The following is a 21,023-nucleotide window of genomic DNA, read 5'->3' on the forward strand; positions in this document are numbered from 1 at the left end:
AAAGAGCATCATTTGATGCTCTTTTCGTTTTTTTATAAAGTTTATAATTGATAAATCTCTATTAAAATCCCCAACTATCTGTGCGAAATGGAGAAACAGGTAGACCTGTTGAAGAAAATAAATTAGGCATAGAAGTATTACTGAACCCAAACCTTACTGCAATAGGTTTGGGGACCTCTTTAGAATAAACCAGCAATTCATTATTTTCAATTTTGAAATTGGCAGGTTTAAAAACATGATCGTTTCCCGCAATATATAATCCCGTCATTTCTTTATCTTTGACTCGTAACTTTCCTTCAGCGTGGTAAAATCGAATTCTTATTTTATCATCTTCAATGATATAGTCTTTATAAATGGGTGATTGATAATCTTTTTTTTGGAAACCGTAATCATTTACTAATGCTAAATCGGCAAGTCGTAGAGCTACAGCTCTTTTCTTTTGGGGGTGAATATCTTTTATATTATCTACCAAATCGGTAGTTACGACCATACCTGTTTTTGAAATACTTATTGCAGTTTTGGCTTGTTGCTCTCTAAGTAATGCTGCATTTGGTTTTTCGTATTTATAAGAATGTGGTGCTATTTGAACAAAATAGAAGGGGAATTCTTTATTCCAAGCTTTTCTCCAGGAACTTATTAAGGTTTGCATTAAACGATCATAGCCCCAATAAGAGATTGTATTATCCTCTCCTTGATACCACAAAGCTCCTGCAATATTATAGCCCGCGAAAGGGTGAATCATACTATTCCATAAAACACCGGGTTGGTATGGTTTTCTTGGTGCAATTTTTTGCAATTTTGAATTTTTAAACAACTCTGGATCATTTAATATATCTTCTTTAGGAACCCAATATTCTGCCGCCGATCCTCCCCAGCTTGTATTTATTATCCCTATTGGAATATCTAAATTTTTATTTAAGTTTTCAGCAAAGAAATAACCTATTGCTGAGAAAGCTTCTGCACTTTTTGGATCGCATTCTGTCCATTTATCATATATATCATTTTGTGGGTTTTGTGCAGCAATATTACTTATTTGTAAAAAGCGGATATTTTTATTAGAAATGCTAGGTAATGCTTCTTTCATTTCTTTAACATTATTAAGGGCTGACCATTGCATGTTAGACTGACCAGAGCACAGCCATACCTCACCAACCATAACATTTTCTAAGGTTATTTCTTGATCTTGAGATTGAAACCAGATTTTATATGGCCCCCCCGCTATAGGGGTTAAAATAGATGTTTTCCATTCAGCATCTCCAGAAGTTATAGTTTTTATAGTATCTTTTGACCAAGAGGCTAAAATTTTTACCTCTTGCCCAGCTCTTGCCCAACCCCAAAAATTAACATTTTCCTGCTGCTGTAAAACCATGTTTTTTGAAAAAAAAGATGGAAGACGTAATTTCTGTGCCTGAACTTTATAAATCCCTATAAAAAATATAAGCGTAAAAAAAATAGTCTTATTCATGAATTTTGTTTAAGGTGAATTAGTCTTTTTTATCTGAACCCAAGTTAATGATAATGAAACCAATAACAGAATAACAGCAATTATTTGATATATAATGGAAAGGCTAATATTCGCATCTTTTAAAGCACCTCCTAAGTACACCATGACGCCCCCCACAATCGTGCTCAAGAAATTCAGGAAACCATAAGCGGTTGCAATATATCGTTCATTAACCACTTGTCTAAGTAATGGCATTAAATTAGCATCGTTAAAACCTCTGGCAAGGCCGTATATCAACATCGCAACTATGGCCACAGCAAACATTTGAGTAGATGCCATAATGAAAAGAAACGGTGCCCCTATACAAAAGCCAATAATCATTACATTCACTCTTCCTTTCGGATTTTTTTGTGCCCAGCGATCTGCTACAATGCCACCCAATATTACTCCTACAAAAGAACCAACTTGCATATACCCTGTTGCGGAAATTCCTGCAGTTCCCAGATCTAAATGAAACTGTTCTTTAAGAAACGTAGGGAGCCATCCTGCGACAAACCAGTTGGCCATTCCTAATACAGCAAAATAAAATAGGATTAGGTAAAATGAAGGAAGTTTGAATAAGGATATTAAAATCTCTTTCACCGAATACTTTTCGGAAATTTCATCTTTTTCTAATTGAAAATTTAATTCACTTGGATTGATTGTGTTTTGATTTACTTCCTTTTTGTCACGAATAAAATATATTAAAACAAAAGAATAAACGATTCCAAATAAACCAAATACATGGAAACCATATCGCCATCCCCAATATTCCGCAATAAATCCGCCCAAGCCCCCCAGAGCTAGTCCAGTATATAACCCACACATATGTAAACCTGTAGCTAAGGAGCGTGTTTTTCCAGAATGATAATCGGTGATTAAAGCTAATGCTGCAGGGATGTAACAGGCCTCACTTATACCCATGAGCAGGCGTGTAATTAAAATTTCCTCAAAAGAATTAGCATAGCCAGTCCATAAAGTAACTGCTGACCAAATTAAAACAGATAAAACGATGACTTTTTTCCGAGAATATTTGTCAGCTAGGAAGCCGCCGAAGGGACTTACAATTCCATATGACCATAGAAAAACTGAAGTTAATAGACCGAATTGAGAATCATTCAAATTAAAATCTGACACGATTGGATCCCGCATAGAAGTGATTAGAATCCTATCAAAATAATTTAAAAATGCCACCACCCAAAGTAGGCCTACCAATAACCAGCTGTATCCTTTAGAAGCTGTATTTATCATGATTATTTTGTTATATGACCAACCAAAACTTTTGGACTTCTGATTCCAGGTCGAATCTCTCCTGTCGGAATAATAAGGCTTCCTCGCCAATAGGTAGTGCCAGTCGTAACTGGAAGCCAGACTTTATCTAAAGTTTCCATCTTTACTATTGATTTATTATTCCACTCTTTTCCATCATATATGAAAATTCTATTCGAAAACCCTGGATGATCATGATTTGGAGTAGTTTTTGCCAAGCGGCCATCATCTCCACCAATTACAAATAGATTTTTGCTAAAGGCATCATAAAATGCAGGTCCAGCTGCCGCGGCAAAAGATGTTGGAAGATTAGTTTTTTGAATCCACTCTCCATCATCATTAAGTTCATATACATCTTTTAAGTAATTTCGAACGCCATTTATTAAGGAAACACCGGACATGATTAATAACTTTCCATTGAAATTTGCAGCTACTGCAAGCATCCTACCTTCTGCTGGCAATTTGGTACAGATTTCCCATCCATTATGAGGGTTTTGAAGATCTAACCTCCAACAGTTATTTTCAGCTTCTTTAGAATTTGGTGACTTTAAACCTCCAAGGATATACCAAAAATTGTTAATTCTTACAGAAGCACAATTTGCAATAGGGCTGGGTAATTTAGCTATGGATTGATAGGCTATTGAATTTTTAGTGTTATCCCAAAATATTTCATATACAGAATCCAAATGCTGGTTTTCATCACTTCCTCCAGCGATGTACATTTTATTATTATAAGAAACCGTAGCGCCATATCCCATGACTCGGGGAAGTTTAGTTGATTCTGACCAATTGCCCGCTTTTTCTTTTAACACGAACAATTTATCTGTCCAAACTTTTTCACCTCCTTCCCATGGAGCTTTTCCATCTGGGAAATTTGCTCCACCAGCAACAATCAAAAAATCATTTACAACGCCGACATATGCCCCTGCATAACCAATTGCATCAGGAATTGGCTTTAGGTAAACCCATTCCCATTTTAATTTTGTTTCCTGTCCTAAAACAGCGGTTGGAATCAACATAAAAATCAAGATTTTAAGTGCATAAAACAGCATAGCATTTTTTAACAAGAGGCTACAATATCTAAAAATTCTGAATATTCAAGTTCTTTGTAAAGATTTGAAATATTTTCTTGGGAAAGATTAGCTAATGGTAGTCGTGAATTTCCTAAAAATACGCCTGTTTTTTCCATAATAGCTCTTTGGGTGGGAATTGGACCATATTTAACCAATAAGCGAATCATTTCAACAGCTTTAAAATGAAGTTTTTCTGCTTCTTCGTGTTTACCTTCATGAAAGAGTTGAACAACCTTATTGTATAATTTAGCAGCATAGTTATAAGTGCTTCCAATAGCTCCTTTTGCTCCAACAGCTAAAGCGGGCAATAACAATTCATCATAGCCGAACAAGATGTCATATTTTCTATTTTTATAATTCAAGCATGCTTGATATTCGTGAATAGTGGAAGCTGTATATTTGATTCCAGCAAGGGTAGGTATTTGTGCCTCTGCAAGAGTTAGGAATTCAATTAGATCTAATTGTATGCCAGTAACTGCTGGGATATGATAGTAAAAGAATGGAGTTTTAGGAGCAGCAGAAGCAATATTGGCCATGCAGTCCACTAGATTTTGAGCCGAGCTAGGTTTAAAGTAAAACGCAGAAACAGAAGAAATATAATCTGCACCATTTAATTCCGCATGCGTGGCCAATTTTCTAGCTTCTTCAATTGAACTATGACCAACATGGACTAAAACTAATATTCTACCAGCGACACATTCTAGATACCGTTCAGTTATTTGCATTCGTTCTTCAGTGCTCAAACTTGGACCTTCTCCATTTGTTCCACAAATGAATACACCCACGACCTTTTGGTTGATTAACATATCAACATAGCTTGGAATACTCTCTAAATCAATAGAGCCGTCTGCTTTAAAGGCAGCAAAGGTTGCTGCAATCAGTCCATTTATTTTATTCATTTTCTATAATTTTTACAATAATTCTTTAAGAGAAACTTGTTGGAAAACAAGGTCGGCCTGACTACTTTCGTATAAAATTCCAATTGTGTTCTTGTCAATAGAAGTAATACATGAATATCCCCTTCCTTTTCCTTCATCCAGTAATGTTTTTGTAATCCATGTATTGCCGTTGTCTTTGCTGATTTTCAATGAAATATTAACCCTTTCATATTTTGAGTTTGGATTACAGAAAACAAGAAGAGTTTTTTCATTTCCAGATTCAAAATAATGATGTTTATGGATACTTGCCATACAGGTTGGTTCAATTAATGCATGGTGAGATGTAGGATGTTCAATCCAAGTTTTTCCCATGTCGTTTGTTGTAGCAACAGCTCTTCCGTTTTTTTCTCCCTTTTCTGTGCTATTTAGGTTTGATCGCATATTTAACATGATTCGTCCATCCTCAAGTTCAACTGCCATACATTCTGTTGTGGATCTTGGCAAAGCCGGATTAGATGTTAACCAAGTTTTCCCTCCATCTTTACTATAAGTAATATTTGAAAATGCTTTTCCAGAATTGTCTCTACCTTGGGTAGGCATTACTAAGGTGCCATTTTTCATGGTAAGGCCATGTCCTGGGGCAGGAGCCCATAGCCACCAATCCTCTTTTTTGCACATTTCTGTTAGATTAATAGGTTTTGACCAGGTTTTACCGTTATCTTGACTCCTAACCATAAGAAATTGAGAAGTTTCCTTTATGCCGAATCCAGGCTGAGAACCCTTGGTTTTCCATTGATGATTCCAAATTTCTTTTCCATCTTTTATTCCAGGGTACCAAGTTCCGGTTTCATCAATTACGCCGTGCATCCATAATCCAGCAACGAAAATTTCTCCATTGTTTTCGTTTATAATAATATTTGGATCAGATACGCCATTCCATTTTTGCCCCAAGCCTCCAAATTCACCCATATCTATAGCTACTTCAAAGGGTAACCATGAATGCCCACCATCTAGACTTCTTGATACACCAATATCCATATGGCCTTGTAAGTCCCTGCCAGATTCATATCTTGCATCATAAACAGAAACTAAAGAACCATCTTTTGCAGTAATAATTCCAGGAATCCGACTGGTATGTACTCTATCTTGTTTGTGTCTTCGAACTGCAACAGCATATCTATGAGAACTTGATTTTAGATCTTGAAATTTTATTTTTTTACCGTTTATCTTTAATGCATCATAGGATATATCAAGGGGCGTAAGCAGATTTTTCACAGGGGGTACCTGTACACTCAACCAAAAATAGTTTGCGCCCTTTTTAATATTTGTGACTGCCATTATGTTAGTTTTTGCTTTTTGGAACACTTGTGATTGAAGTTTCTCAAATTTTTCTTTGTTTCCATCTTTTAATAAAGTAGTGTCGGTATTTGATTGCCATAACTCAATTTGTTTTACAATTTGGTTATTGAATTTATCAATGGTGATTGGCAATTCGATTTTTTGATTGTATAAAGCAATGTCGCTGTGAATAACATATCTTTTTATGACATTAATGGATTGGTCTGCCAAGATTGGCAACTGGTAAGTTTTTATGTCAACACGTAAATTTTGTGCTATGGCAATGTTATTTAGAAAAAATAATATTAAGCTGATTATTAATGTATTTACTCTTATCATCTTTTAAGCTTCGGTTTTTTTGATTAGTTATTTAGTACTTATGTACTACAAATAAAAATAATAAAAAAATATAAGACATCCATAGGATATCCTATATTTTTTTTATTTATTTAAATATTCATAATGAGGTCTTAGGTGTTCTCGCATTGCTAAAACAAAATCTTCCTTACTGCCTGTTTTCAAAATATTAACCAAATCTGCATGGGTAACATTTGATTTAATGCTTCTATTCTCGTTCTTTAAAACGTAATCGAAGACAGGTAAGAGCATAATCTGGAACCTTTTTAAGGTGTCATTTCCTGTGATTTCATAGAGTTTTCCATGGAAAGCTATTTCACTATTCACTCGAAATACATCATTATCCCCTGATTTTTCTTTTTTGATTATACCTTCTAATTCTTTTATATCCTTATCAGTCTTCCTAAGAAATAATAAATCTGCCAATCCAGACTCTAAAACTAAACGGAGTTCAAAGAGGTTTTTTAAAGTTGATGTATCCATGAATTGTGGGTTAAGTACCCGTTCAAATGAACCTAAAATATCTGGGCTAGTTAAAACCATTCCTCTTTTCTTTTTAGACTCGATTAATCCTAACATTCTTAATCTACTCAATCCTTCCCTTAATACATTTCTACTAACTCCTAATGCCTCAGATAAATCCATTTCAGTTGGTAAAACATCCCCTGTTTTCAGCCCCTTTTTATCTAAATATTCGCGCAATTGAATTTCAACTAAATCCGCCCGTGTATTGACCTCAATGGGTTTTAGGTCATTCATCAAATCCTTTGTTGGCATGTAAATGGTATTAAATTACTTTTATGTTCTACAAAATAACATAAAAGTTATGATTAAAAGTTAGTAATATAAAAAAAATGTTAAGAAAACCCAAGAAGTTGTGACTAGCATCTGTCACATTTATAAGGACTTAATCCAATTTAAGTTTATGTGATGATAATCTATTGAATGTCTTCTGTTAATAGCAGATCCTGCAGATGGATTATCAACTTGTTCGACTAATATTCCGATTTCTACATCATTTATTTTAGTCATGCTGGAATAACCACCATAACCTAACCTGCATAAACTTTCTTGTGAAATTTGATGGTAAGTCAACTGTTTAGAAGCAAACCATGATTTACCGTCATCATAACTTAAACGAATAGTCATATTACATCGATCTTTCATACTGTCACCTTCATTATTTGCAGAATTCAAAAACACCATCAAATTCGGATAAAAAGATTGACGGAGAATAGAGCCTTGACATCTTGGATCAATCAAATTTGGGTCAGATATAAAATTTGAAAATCCACCTTCAATAGAGCCCCTTGAGGTATATCTTGTTTTTCCTTTATTCCAAATATTTGTTACAGCACGATCATTTCTTAATAACAAGCCACTACTAAGTTCAACAATACTACCTTCAAAAGTATTTTTAGGTATCCTTTGATATTTCCAAGTCACTCCATGGTCATCGCTATAAATATTTCTTTCACCAGCTGGTATAATTAATCTACCCTTTGTGTGACCATTTTCAATTTGAATTCCAGAACCTGGGCCAACAGCATCCCACACAAAATCTTTTGGAACTAAATCTTCTGTTCTATCGACAGGATTTGACCATGTTGTCCCATTATCATCACTAAACATAGAATAAACCCTTCTGTCGCCCCATTGAGAAACTTCTGGGTAGTATTTTTCATTAAAAGTACCTCCATGTTGACTATGTTTATCAGAATTCCAAGAGAGAAAAATCCAAATTTTATTTTTTTCAAAATCTGTAACAATGGTAGGATTTCCCCAAGTGCCCTCCCCTTCATGTACTAATATTCTTAACGCGGACCAAGTTTTTCCTTTGTCAGAAGACGTTTTTGCCACTAAATCAATATCACCATAATCTAAACTGCTCATTTTTCTTCCTTCAGCAAGTGCAATTAAATCACCATTGGGAGCTGTGACTATACTTGGAATGCGATAAGAATGATAACCATCCTTTCCTTGTTCAAATATTCTCACATTCTCTTTAATTATTTTATTATCCTCTTCATCAGGAATAAAAGGTGTTTTCTCAAATTTTAAAACAGAAGTTAATCCAGTATCTTTATCTGTACAAGATAATAATGTAACGACGAAAAGGGCATTGATTATTAAAAACAGGTTATTTTTCATAAGTAATAATTCCTTCAAATGGTGTATTTATTCCTCCCTCGGTAGCAATCAAGATTTTGCCTGATGGTAAAAGTACTGCATCTAGATTTCCTACTGGAACTAGGTAAGTATTATAAGCCATCTTATCAAACAAAGGGCCTTGGTTTATAAATGATTGATTTTGTTGATCTCTTGTGAAAAGTGTTGGGGAATTGGCATATACAGGACTCATTCCATACGAACGAACATCCGTTCCCCGTCCTAGTGGGGAAACATAAAATAGTTTTCCAGCATCATTTTGGACAAGGACAGAAGGAAAAGTATGACCAAAATCTCCTGTATTGATTCCATTTGAAAAAGAAGTTGCGGTCGTCCATGTGGTACCTCCGTCGGAACTATAAGAAACCATTTTATTTCTTGGGGTAACATTACTGTGCGATAGTAACATCATCAATTTACCGTCGGCCAACTCCACAATTGATGGATTTCTTAGATTGCTTCCTAGGATTTCGCCACCTAATTTCCAATCTAAGCCATTATTATCTGATATGGCTACTTGTACTCTATTGGATCCAACATTCATTGGTAATATTAATCGGTCTTTATTATTGGAGCTTTTTAAAACTATTCCATGACCAGAACCAAATTGGACATCCACTGATTGGGTCTTTATTTGATTGGTGATGTCTTGTTCTCCTGACCAAGAATTTCCATTATCGTTAGAAATGCGTTGATAAATTTTTTGTTGGCTTGGCTCAAGTATAAAAGAGGTGCCATTTTGTATATAGTCAATCTTGCTATAATATAAAAAGAGTGTTCCAGTGTTGTTTTTTATTATTTGTGGATAAGCATAAGTATCATTAGAATTTTCTCCAGCAATTACATCAATTTCTTTGGACCAGGATTTTCCTCCATCTGAAGATCGACGTAAGATAATATCGGTATTAGCTATAGGTCTAGAAGTTTGAGCGACTCGTTGATAGGCATTTTCATAACTTCCCCTCCCTTCAGCAAATAACAACACATCGCCATTATTATCTGTTGTTAAAGCTGGACGTTGGATAAAATTATAATTGAACTCTTTATTGTAAAAAGCATAATTGACTGTAAATGCTTCTTGAGATTCAATATAAAAATCATGAATAGTTAAAAAGTTTCTCCATGGCCGAATACTGGGCGTATAAAAAAACAGTTTTTGTTCAGGCAATTGCATTTTGAAACACAGTACACCATTTATTTTTATATAGAATAAATTATCTACTATTGCGGTTTCAAATTCAGCAGGAACGCCAGGTGTTATAACCTCGTTAACAGTTGGCCATCCTGCTTCTGGATTTACTGAAAAAGTTCGTTCATAAAAATCAAGGAAAAACTGAGGCGCAATGTTTGAAAATCCATCAAAACCGAAAATAAACTCTCTTCCATTCTCCCAGCTATTTCCAAGTACAATACCAGCTGCGGTACCATTAAATGTTCCAATGGTTGCTTTAAAGTACATATAGAAGTTTTTTCCTTTTCCTACAGGAACAAAATATTTGGATACAGCATAATTATTGCGATAACTATTCTCTCTTCCACCCACATGATCCGCATTAGTAATAGGATAAGGATTTCTGTGTTGAATTAAACGCATGCCATTCTGTTCTTGCACCCATGAAATGGTGTCTCCACCAGGATAATAGTCCGTAAAACCTTTAAACAAAATTTTTTGTAGATCGGGTTTACCGTCTTTCATTAACCAAATGCCCGCCATTCTATTTTCATCAAATGGAAACGGGAGGGAGTCAGGAGTAATTTTTTCTTCTTCATAAGGGCCAGGAAAATCCCAGTGTTGCTCTTTATAACAGGAGTTGAAAATTATTAAACAAATGCTACAGCCTAATAAATATTTAATTATTTTTTTCATTTCTAATCAATTTGGAATTAGATTTCAATTATTACTAACAGGTAAATACCAGCTCTTTTGATCTAGAAGTTTTTGGTACACAGAATTTCTATTTTCTCCATTATATTTAGAAGCTACCTTTTCTGCTAAAATATTTTTCCCAATTAACTGTGACCATAACATAAGGTCATACCAACGTTTACCCTCAAATGCAAATTCCCTTGCACGTTCTGTGAAAATAATTTCTAACATCAATTCTTTATTTGTATAATCTATATCTGTTGGTAAATATTTTACCAACCCACGAGATTCACGAATCATATTGATAAAATTGAAGGCCGAGGCATAATCATTTAGATGTAAATCAGCAATAGCTTTAAGTAGCCATGCGTCAGCAGAACGGAAAATCTGCCAGCTAGCATTGCTTTTATAGGCGGGTCTCCTTGAAGAAACATTATCTAATCCGATATATTTCCAAATAATTGTGTCTTGGTCAAAAACTTTATAACTAAAATTTGTCCGAACATCCGAACTTTCATGGAAAAATATGGTGTTTATTACGTGGGATGATGGTTTTAAAAAATACTTACCTCCTTCTTGTGCTAAGTTTGAAGTAAATTCTTGTAACCTATTGGTTTCAAAGCTGTTGTCGAATCTAAATCCCAAAAGAAACATGCTGTGCTGAGCTGCAAAACTAGCCGTAAATTGATTTGGCCATGCTCCTGCTGTACCTAAAGAATGTTGATTGTTTACTATCGGAGAATTACAAAAAGCTGAGGCGGTTTGATATTCACCAAGCCAAATGGCAATTTCTGCTGCAAAAGTTGCAGCAGTAGGTTGGGAAACTCGGCCATACCTTTCCTCAGAAGGAAGCGTTTCATTGTTCCACATAAAGTTTAAAGGCAACATCCCGAGAACACTTAAAACATCATTATAAATCATTCTCCAAACCTCTTGTTTATCTTTTGGGAATTTTAATAAACCACGAAGTTCAGTTGAGGTTATTTCAGATGTTTTGCGATTAATGGTATTTCCCTTTTCATCTATATATGAAACCTCTTCTGCATAATCAGATCGAATAATTGGAAAGTTTTCAAATGTACGCACCAAATAATAATAACATATTGCACGAAGTAAAACAGCTTCTGCATAATATGCATTTGCACTTTTAGGCAATAGCTTATCATCTTTATTAGTTACATCATAAACCTTTTCCATCTGCCTATTGCATCGTGCTATGGTTTCGTAAATATTATTGTAATCAGCAAAGGGATTTTCAATACTAACATTATTGATAACAAACTCATTTATATAAGGCATTGGTTCAGTTTGACCTGTAGTAACCATATCTGCTCGAGCATCTCCCCACAAAAGAAATTTGTGGACATCTCGAGTTAATGGAGCATACATTCCCAAAGCTGATGCATTGAGGTCTTTTTGGCTTTTATAAAAATTATCTTCCACAACTGAATTATAGGGTTCCACGTCGAAAAAGGAAGAACAAGATGCCATAAGCGTTATAAAAAATAGACTAGGGATTAGGGTGTATAAGCGAATGCGATTTTTCATAAATAAAAAATTTTGCAAAAATTAGAATGAAGTTTTAAGACCTAGTTTGAAGGTTTTGCCTAAAGGAGGAGCACCAAAGTCTATATTTCTTAATAAGGAAATGTTCAAGCCATTTACTTCTGGATCGAAACCGGAATATTTTGTCCAAGTAATTAGATTGTCTGCACTTAGGTAAATCATTATATTTTTAAAAAACTGTGATGGTTTACCCTTTATGTTATAATGGAGCGAGCTTTGTTTTAATTTTAAGTAACTTCCATCTTCTACCCAAAGAGAAGAAGATGCGCCGTTATTTGAAGGGTCATCTAAAACTGCTCTACTCAAGCCGTTACCTGTTTCATCATCCGATCGCCAGCGGTTTAGAACGGATGGGTCTTGATTGGCAAAATCCTTCATAAGATGCATTTGCTGCTTAAAGCTATTGTATATATCTGCACCCTGAGAAAAATTGAAAAGAAGGTTGAGTCCAAAATTTTTATATTGGAATGTTGTCGAAAAATAACCAAAAAATTTAGGTAAACCCGTTCCTATGATTTGCTTATCTAAACTGTTAATTATTCCATCATTGTTGATGTCCTCTATGACATAATCTCCTGGATAATATACTGTGCCATCTGATTTTTTTAAATTAACCTCTGATTCATTCTGAAATACTCCTAATACTCTATATCCATAATAGGATCCCAATTGTTCTCCTTCTTTCGCAATTCCAGTTATATTGCCAATTGATTGTTCAATTGCACCATTTGGTAGAGAAGTAACTTTATTTTTTAACGTTGAAACTGAAGTTGATAAATTCCATGCTATGTTTTCTTTAGCAATGATTTGTGAAGTCAGACCTAATTCAAGCCCTTGGTTAGTTATTGATCCAGCGTTTTCAAATCTATCTTGCAATCCTAATTCGTTTAGAATGGTTTTATGAGTTATAAGATTGGTAGTATGCTTAAAATAATAGCCTAAATTTAATTGTAATCGATTTCCAAATGGCGTTATAATACTTTGTATATCATAATTGTCAGTTATTTCGGGACGAAGACTTGGGTTTGCAATATTACCAAAATATACACCTCCATATCCGAAATAGTTTTCAGGATAATACTGGTTAAAATGGTAGAACCCTCTAACCTCATGGTTGCCATTTCTATTGTAACCTAAATTTATACTCCATTTGTTCAATGGTTTTTCCTCCAATATATAAAAGTAAACTTTTGCGCCTGGGTAAATATTCCAGCGAGAATTTGAACCAAAATTTGAGGAACCTTGGACATTCAAAGAGGCGTTAAGACTTATTCTTTCATTCCAATGAAGAATACCTTCAGCAATGTAACTCATTAAATTTGATCTATACCTTGTGTTCGAAGCGCTATCAACAACCCCTTGTTGTAGTGTCTCGAAATCATCAGTTCCAGCGTTTATCTTTCTTCCAAATACACTTTTCTCTTCATAGGTTTCAATTGCTGCTTGTATGCTTGTATTATATTTTAGGTTTTCTGATAATTTCCCTGAATTGGAAAGTATACCATTCCAATTCAAATAAAATTCACTTGAGCTTCTTTGAGAGTTTTGTCGGATTCGGTATAAGTCAGGGACAATTCCTAATGCTGGCCGAAATTGTTTTTCAGATAAATTGAAATAAGAAATTGAAAGATCTGATTTCAAATCCCAAGCACCTCTAATTTTCCAGTTTACTCCCATTACTCCATCAATTCGATTAAATTGATTTTTGTTAGAAAGGTTGTTAACAAGGGCAAGGGGATTGCTTAATCCAAGCGTGTCAACACTCGCCAGAATTCGACTCTGACTACCATCAGCATTTACGAAATTAGTTCCTAAAAATGGCGCTTTAGCACTTGCAATATAAATGGGGTGCGTGTTATAATCGGATCCAAACTCTTTATAATGCCCACTTGTGTTCGTGTAGGATAAATTGTTGTAAATAGAAATGTTTGGAGCCAACTGATAATCTAAATTAAATCGAAGACCAATTCGTTCAAAATTAGTTTCTTTTATTAAACCCTCCTTATTGGTATAGCCAACAGCAAAAAGATAATTTGCATCACCATCACCGCCTTTAAGTTTCAGGTGATAGTCTTGAAATACACCATCCCTTTTAATCATGTTTAACCAATCATTTTGAAAATTATATTTTGGATTACTTTCAGAAAATATAGGGTGTTGGTCTAATTGGGCTGGCGACATTCCTTCTTCTTGAAATCTAGACCATAAATAGGCTTTCATGCTTTGAGCATCCAATCGTGGCACGTTTAAATTGGAGGAGATTAATCCATAATTAGATATGAAATCAACTTTCGTTCCACCAAATTCACCTCTTTCTGTATGTATTTCTAATATACCGTTGGATCCTCGACCTCCAATTTTTGGCATTTCAAAACCAGAGGAAAGAACTTGAATATTATTGATGTCATTTGGGTTTAAAAAACCTAATCGATCTGGTTCAAAAGTACTTAAGAAAGTAGGATTTGCCCCAGAGTATCTCATAGGAATTCCATCTATATAAATTAAAGGGCTACTGGATAAATTAATACTATTTAGCCCACGAATCATCAATACTGGGCTGGCTCCTAGATTCCCACTTTCCGATACTGATATGTTGGGCTTTTCATATAGTTTCCCGACAATAGATATGGTGGAAGGGGCAATATCCAAACGATGTAGACTGTCTACTGTCGCAGGTTTTGCGGCTATATTTTGGGCATAAATACTGCTATTTGCCATAAGAATAGCAAAACAGATGGATATGATATATTTTTTTGTAAACATGATATTTAATAGTCCAACAGGTTAATTTATAGGGATGAGTTCCAGAATGTCCAATAATAGGTCACAGCAATAACCAGGAGATTTATTAGTGCCAAAATCAAGAAATACAAAATTCAATTTTACGTCAGATCTTTCTTGAACTGTAATATCTCCACAATAATTAAAAACAAAGTAACTGTACTCTTCAAAATCTCCATCTTTTTTGGCGAAATCCGTTAATTCTTTGACGATTTCCTCATTATAAATAGTCATAAATTTTCCTCTTGTTGCTGCCATTCGCTGCATAATTCTAATCCTATATTTACCAGCAGGAACATCTGGAACTGTAAGCCAAAAATAATCCCCAGCTTGAGTGGCATCAAATTGAACAATCATTAGTTTTCTGTCTTGATGATAACTTTGAGTCCCATTATTGAGTCTTATGGAAGCTGGTGGCGAAGTAAAAACATTTTGCTTTCCATAATTACTTCCTGGGGGATATAGGTTTAATCTTATTTTAGAAGGAACTGCTGGTGTAATTTGAAGGGGAGTGTCTAAGCTATGATATATACCATTTTGACCAATTTTATCGATTCCAAAATTAGCAGATTGATTAAAGCTAAATTTTCCATTAACTTGATATTTCCCATAGTTATCTACAGAAAAAGAAAGAGCCTCTTTTTTATATAATGGATAAAATCTTTGAGCAGTTAATAGGTTAAGATAATATCCAGAATCAGGGATAATATGGTAAGATGCCCAATCTTTTAAATTTTCTATTTCATTTTTATCAAAATTGCTTTTTTTAAGAGCATCATCAGTTTCGATTAACAAAGTAACCACGCTATCTTTTAGATATTTCGTAAGATCTGTTTCTTCAAAAATAGACAGCATAGTATTATACTTTCCACTTTCAACTAGCATATCATAAATTGAAGATGTAGGAGGAGGTAAAACGGCATCTAGAATATTGATAAATCCATTGTTGAAATTTATATTGCTTTCGACAATAGTCGCCACATTATTCAGTTTAATGGCATTATATGATTCACTAATATCGGCGATTAGATATTTTAAGCTATAGGATGTTGGGGAAGGTAATGGGCCGTGAGTAAATTCATTAGTATTGATTCGTTTATCCAGAAGATGGTATTTAAAATATGAAATCCAGAATTCTTTAGGGGCGTCTTTAATTTTTTTAATTGGTTTTCCATCTAAAATTAGAGTTTGAAACAATTTTTCAAATGCCGAATTATTTGGAGCGAATAGAGTATAAGAACCTGCAGTTTTCAATAAATTTCTCTGACCGACATACTCTGTCAATTCTTTGAACACACTTAATGTTTTGCTGCTATCTAGAAAATCCATGATCTGAATTTCATCAGTTGTATCGTATCGTATATCTGAATATTTATCCTTGCACCCAAAGTGGATTAAAAATGCAAAGCTTGAAATCAATACCCAAACATATAGCTTTTTGAGGTTCACCATGATTCAATTTATTTTATGTTTTTATTTATTCTTGTAATAATCCTTTTGAATTAATGCTTTATTATTTTCGATTTCTGTTTCATGATACGGCAAGAACCAACTTTCTGAATTCAGAAGACGAGCTTTAATTACCTGATATTGGATTTTTAAAGAATTATTTTCTGCAGTTTTTTCTAACAATACACTTTCCATTCCTGGCCTACGCGCTATACGTACTGCAGCGAACCATTCTTTTCCTTCAAATCCCAGTTCGAATTCTCGTTCCATTAACAGAAATCGCATAAATTCTACATCAGTTCCCATTGCTCCAGGGGTTAAGGCAGGAATATCACAATGCTTTCGGATTAAATTTATTCTTTCCTCAGCTTCTGCATATCTTCCAAGTTGGGCTAATGCTTCTGCTTCGATAAAAAGAATTTCTCTATATCGGTAAAAGATATAATTCATGTTTCTTCCTCCCGAAGGTCTATAACTTGGAACATAAGGAGTTTGTCCAGTCATTTTATATATCTCATATCCGGACACCGCTGAATAATTTACAGGGGTCATATTAAAGGCTGCATAATTTTTTAAGCGGATGGTATCTGCACTCCAATTGATAAGATCTTGGGGAGGATAAAGTTCGAGGCCATCAATTTCAATGTTGATAGAGTTTGCAAGATATTTGGCGCCAGCACTAGTAGGTTGAAAATTTGCAAACCAACCGTATATTGGAGAAGAGAAACCTGTCTGTAAGTATTGATATTCAAATATACTTTCACTCGAGTTTCCTGGATTAAATATGCTAAACCAATCTTGAGGATCCACAAGCTTAGATTTGTAGTCTTCTAAAGACTCGCACAATTCAAGGCTTTCTTGGTATTGATTTCTCCAAAGTTTAACATCAGCCCAAATTGCTCTAACTGCATTTTTGGTTATTCGACCAAAGCGATCATTAATATTCTCAAAATCTGAGGCAGTATTAGCTAAGGCCTTTTCCAGATCCTTTTCTATAAAGTTTAGTACTTCTTCTTCTGCATGGGCCGCTGTATTGAATATTTGAGCATCTGATTCATAAGGTTCTTCCATGATTGGAACTTCTTTAAAGGCTCGAATTAAATAGAAATAATTCAACGCACGTAAAGCATAAGCTTCTCCCATGAACATTTGAAGTTCACTTTCTTTAAATGTCTGATCATTTTGTAGGGCGGTTGGGGCATTTTTAATAAATGAATTTATCCAGTTAATTCCCGTATATACTGATGCCCAACGAACTAAACCATTTGTCGGATAAATGTCATGTACCATGAACTGTCGATAATCGTTGCTAAACGAAGATCCAGGACCAGGGGTATATAGACTAGATCTTATGTCGCCCCAAACTTGAAATATATTGATGTTGTTATGAAGAGTAGCATACATGCCATTTCGTGATGCTAGAACCTGTTCTCTATTTTGCCAATATTCATCATGTACCAAATTGTCTGGAACTTCAACATCTAAAAACTTATCACAGGAAAGTAGTGAGTAGGAAAAAATGGCCAGGAAACATATAATTAATCGATTCATGCTATAATTTTTTATTATTCATTATAAATTAAACCTAAAGCCAAAAGTATATTGTTTAGGTGGAGCCGTGTAATTATCATCGATTCCGAAGAGGTAAACAGAGCCTTTTATTGGGACTTCTGGATCTACACCTAGGTAATTTGTCCAAGTGAGTAAATTAAATCCGGTAACAAATAGGCTTAATTGTCTAATTCCCCATTTTTTTAAAAGATCATTGGCTTCATAAGTAAATGACAAAGATTTTAATCGCACATATGAACCGTCTTCTACCCAACGCGAGGAAGCTATCCGGTTCCAATCGCTACTTGGTTGGGCCCTGGGCATATCCGTTTTATCTCCCTGTCTTCGCCATCTGGAAAGAATGGATTGTGCTTGATTTTTGGAATCAGACATTTCTTCCATTATGATTCGAGAACCATTGATAATGTCATTGCCAAATTGATATTGAAGGTTTAATGCCAAGGTAAATTGTTTATACCCAAGCGTATTATTCCATCCACCAAAAAAAGTTGGATTGGCATTTCCGATCTGTACTCGGTCAAGTTGGTTGATTATCCCATCACCATTTAGATCTTCATAAATCATATCTCCCCCTTGAAACTGGTGCCCGGTTACAGAACCATATCTCATTATTTTCGGTGTTACTCCGTCTGCTTCAAATATTAAATTTCCTAGTGGATCCTTTAAATAAGCGTCTTCATCATGAGCATAAACTCCCAAAGCTTTATAGCCATAAAACGCACCGATAACATCTCCTTCCTGTAATTTGGAGGCGAATCCATTTCGAGTTGCGGAGAATGAAGAGGCATCAAAATTAGTTGGCAATTCAATGAGTCTATTTCGATTAAGTGCAATGTTAAAAAAGGATTTTAATCGTGGCTTATCTTTTTGTGCCTTTAAAACATCAATGGTAATCCCAAGTTCAATTCCTGAATTTTCTACTTTTCCGAAATTCACAAATTGGTTTTCATAACCTAAAGTACTTGACAGCGTTTCTTTTAAAAGAAGATCGTTGGTTGTTTTTTTATAAATATCAAATTGTCCACTTATTCTATCCTTTAAGAAACCAAAGTCTAAGCCTAAATTGTACTCTGTTGTTCTTTCCTCTTTGATGTTTTCATACGCAAACTTATCCGGATAAATATAAGTTTCGCCTAAATATCCCTCTCTTGTTGCATATGCTATGTCATATATATTATTAATTCTTGGAAGGTTTCCTGTAATTCCAAAGGCAAACCGAGGCTTAAGGGATGAAATCCAGGGTAGTTTTTCGAAGACTTTTTCTCTTGTTAGATCCCAAGCAGCACCAATAGCAGGAAATACGGTATAAGCATTTTTACTTCCATATCTTGAATCACCTTCAGATTTTGCAGTTGCAGTAATAAAATATCTGTCCATTAAGGCGTAATGCCCTTGAATGAACATGCCTATATATCGTTGATCAGAAAAACCGCCGCTAATAGAAGATATCCTTGCAGATGCATCTGCGGATTTTAAATGTGGTGAACCGCCATTGAAATAGCGTATTTCCATATTATTACTTTTGTCCATACTAAGGTTTGCCACCCCCGTAATTGTTAAGCGATGATTTTCTGAAGTTATTGGTTTCCATAATAATTTGTTTACATTGTTTACCAATAATTGGTAACCTTCCGACTGAAGACCAGCGTTATAAAAACTCTCACCAGGGATAGCATCTGTTGCAAAGCTTGGCAAAAAATAATCGTCAGATGCTTCACGAAAATCGGTAGAAACTTGCATGTTGAATTCTAAGTTTTCAAGTACTTTGTAATTAAGACTTGTTGAAGCCATTAGCCTGTTTGCTTTAGATAAAAATTGTGAATAATCGATGATAGCCAAAGGGTTATATCTTGAATAGAAAGATACTGAAGTGGCATCCCGATCCACAAAATGGTCTAATCCATTTTTAGAATACATAGGAAAATAGGCAGGAATTTGCCTTGCAATTCGTAATGGATTCATTTCGTTGTCTCCATTTATGTTATATGGATGCTTTGTGCCACGTTTATCAGTTAGGGAATTGGTATATGTCAAATCTGCTGTTACAGCAAATTTATCAGAGACACGATAATTTAGATTGAACCGAGTGTTAAATCGATCATATCCGGTACCTTTTGTTGTTCCATATTGATTGGTATAACCTAATCCCCAATAATAATTTATTCGATCACCACCACCACTTAATGATGTGTTATATTGCTGGTATATTCCTGTTCTAGTTATCGCATCTATCCAATTGGTATTGTTGTTAAATTTCCAAGCATCTGCACGTGTTAAATCGCCTCTTAGCTCTGGAAGAGCAGTACCATTATCATTTCCCCCTGTCCAACGCTCAATGGAATAAATACGATGTTCATCACCATTTAACATTGGGATAGTGCGAGGAACTTCCGAAATTGTAAAACGGCCATTAAAATTGAAAATAGGTTTTCCTCTTTTGCCTCTTTTCGTTCGGATTACAATTACACCATTCGCTCCTTTTGAGCCATATAATGCAGTAGCAGATGCATCCTTTAAAATATCTATTGAAGCTATATCCGCAGGGTCAAGGTCGCCGATGGGACTAAACCCAAAATCTGATATACTCTGTACAGAGTAATTATTTCCTATTACTTCTGCACCATCAATTATCCATAATGGATCATTAATTCCAGATATACTGGATATCCCTCTGATACGTATAGAGGCAGCTGCACCAGGATCACCACTGTTTGATACTACCTGAAGACCAGGCGCCATCCCTTGTAAAAATTGATCAACAGAGACTACTGGAAGATTTTCTATCCCTTTCATGTCTACTGAAGCAATAGAACTCGAGAGTTCTCTCTTATTTATATTCACAAAGCCTAAATCAGCATTTGGTTTTGAAGTTGCGACGATTTCAACTTCTTCAATCTGTTTTTTATCAACCATCATAATAATGGTTAAAGAGGAAGATACATTTGAAAGCTTAATCTCTTGTTTTAAATAACCTACATTTGAAAAGACAACTTTTGTTGCATTTGCTGGTATGTTTACTTGAAAACTTCCATCCTCTTCGCTTTTATGTGCACTTAAGATTAGATCATTGTTGTTGACAAATAGAATGGAGACTTGTCCAAATGGATTTGTTTGTGATTGATCATAAACTTTCCCTATTAATTGCTTTTGCAAAGCAAATGCATTTTGAGTCATGAGTTGTATCATGAAAATTAGAATACAGCACCAACGAGTAAGTTTGT

13 protein-coding genes are annotated in these 21,023 nt (G+C 34.7%); all 13 read right to left on the reverse strand.

All coding sequences use genetic code 11. The features are described 5' to 3' along the window. Positions 1–61 precede the first annotated feature (61 nt). The 13 genes from E3D81_RS00285 to E3D81_RS00345 all read right to left on the reverse strand — a co-directional run bounded on the left by E3D81_RS00285 (position 62) and on the right by E3D81_RS00345 (position 20,988). Positions 62–1,465, reverse strand: coding sequence for a sialate O-acetylesterase (locus E3D81_RS00285; RefSeq protein ID WP_245153251.1), 1,404 nt, complete (start codon positions 1,463–1,465; stop codon positions 62–64). A gap of 9 nt (positions 1,466–1,474) precedes the next feature. Further along, complete coding sequence (locus tag E3D81_RS00290) at positions 1,475–2,734, reverse strand: MFS transporter (protein WP_099365726.1); 1,260 nt, start codon at positions 2,732–2,734, stop codon at positions 1,475–1,477. A 2-nt stretch (positions 2,735–2,736) separates the two neighbouring features. Then, positions 2,737–3,804, reverse strand: coding sequence for a galactose oxidase (locus tag E3D81_RS00295; protein WP_134776025.1), 1,068 nt, complete (start codon positions 3,802–3,804; stop codon positions 2,737–2,739). A gap of 8 nt (positions 3,805–3,812) precedes the next feature. Further along, positions 3,813–4,724 (reverse strand): dihydrodipicolinate synthase family protein, encoded by a 912-nt coding sequence (locus E3D81_RS00300; RefSeq protein ID WP_099365728.1) that lies wholly within the window; start codon positions 4,722–4,724, stop codon positions 3,813–3,815. 12 nt (positions 4,725–4,736) lie between these two features. Beyond that, entirely contained in the window at positions 4,737–6,380 is a 1,644-nt protein-coding gene (locus tag E3D81_RS00305; protein WP_134776026.1) for a sialidase family protein, read from the reverse strand. Between the two features lie 102 nt (positions 6,381–6,482). Then, on the reverse strand, positions 6,483–7,175 hold the full coding sequence (locus E3D81_RS00310; RefSeq protein ID WP_134776027.1) for a FadR/GntR family transcriptional regulator: 693 nt from the start codon (positions 7,173–7,175) through the stop codon (positions 6,483–6,485). Between the two features lie 120 nt (positions 7,176–7,295). Continuing rightward, positions 7,296–8,549, reverse strand: coding sequence for a sialidase family protein (locus E3D81_RS00315; protein WP_134776028.1), 1,254 nt, complete (start codon positions 8,547–8,549; stop codon positions 7,296–7,298). Continuing rightward, on the reverse strand, positions 8,539–10,434 hold the full coding sequence (locus E3D81_RS00320) for a sialidase family protein (protein ID WP_134776029.1): 1,896 nt from the start codon (positions 10,432–10,434) through the stop codon (positions 8,539–8,541). The genes E3D81_RS00315 and E3D81_RS00320 overlap by 11 nt, the downstream gene beginning before the upstream one ends. Before the next feature lie 24 nt (positions 10,435–10,458). Continuing rightward, positions 10,459–11,982, reverse strand: a complete 1,524-nt coding sequence (locus tag E3D81_RS00325; RefSeq protein WP_134776030.1) for a RagB/SusD family nutrient uptake outer membrane protein — start codon at positions 11,980–11,982, stop codon at positions 10,459–10,461. 21 nt (positions 11,983–12,003) lie between these two features. Further along, positions 12,004–14,763, reverse strand: a complete 2,760-nt coding sequence (locus tag E3D81_RS00330; RefSeq protein ID WP_134776031.1) for a SusC/RagA family TonB-linked outer membrane protein — start codon at positions 14,761–14,763, stop codon at positions 12,004–12,006. A gap of 21 nt (positions 14,764–14,784) precedes the next feature. After that, a complete protein-coding gene (locus E3D81_RS00335) occupies positions 14,785–16,233 on the reverse strand; it encodes a fasciclin domain-containing protein (protein WP_134776032.1) in 1,449 nt (482 codons plus the stop codon). A gap of 21 nt (positions 16,234–16,254) precedes the next feature. After that, complete coding sequence (locus E3D81_RS00340; RefSeq protein WP_134776033.1) at positions 16,255–17,781, reverse strand: RagB/SusD family nutrient uptake outer membrane protein; 1,527 nt, start codon at positions 17,779–17,781, stop codon at positions 16,255–16,257. A gap of 21 nt (positions 17,782–17,802) precedes the next feature. Continuing rightward, on the reverse strand, positions 17,803–20,988 hold the full coding sequence (locus E3D81_RS00345; RefSeq protein WP_245153252.1) for a SusC/RagA family TonB-linked outer membrane protein: 3,186 nt from the start codon (positions 20,986–20,988) through the stop codon (positions 17,803–17,805). Between the last annotated feature and the right edge of the window lie 35 nt (positions 20,989–21,023).

This window comes from Sphingobacterium sp. CZ-2 (assembly GCF_004526235.1).
GTDB lineage: Bacteria > Bacteroidota > Bacteroidia > Sphingobacteriales > Sphingobacteriaceae > Sphingobacterium > Sphingobacterium tenebrionis.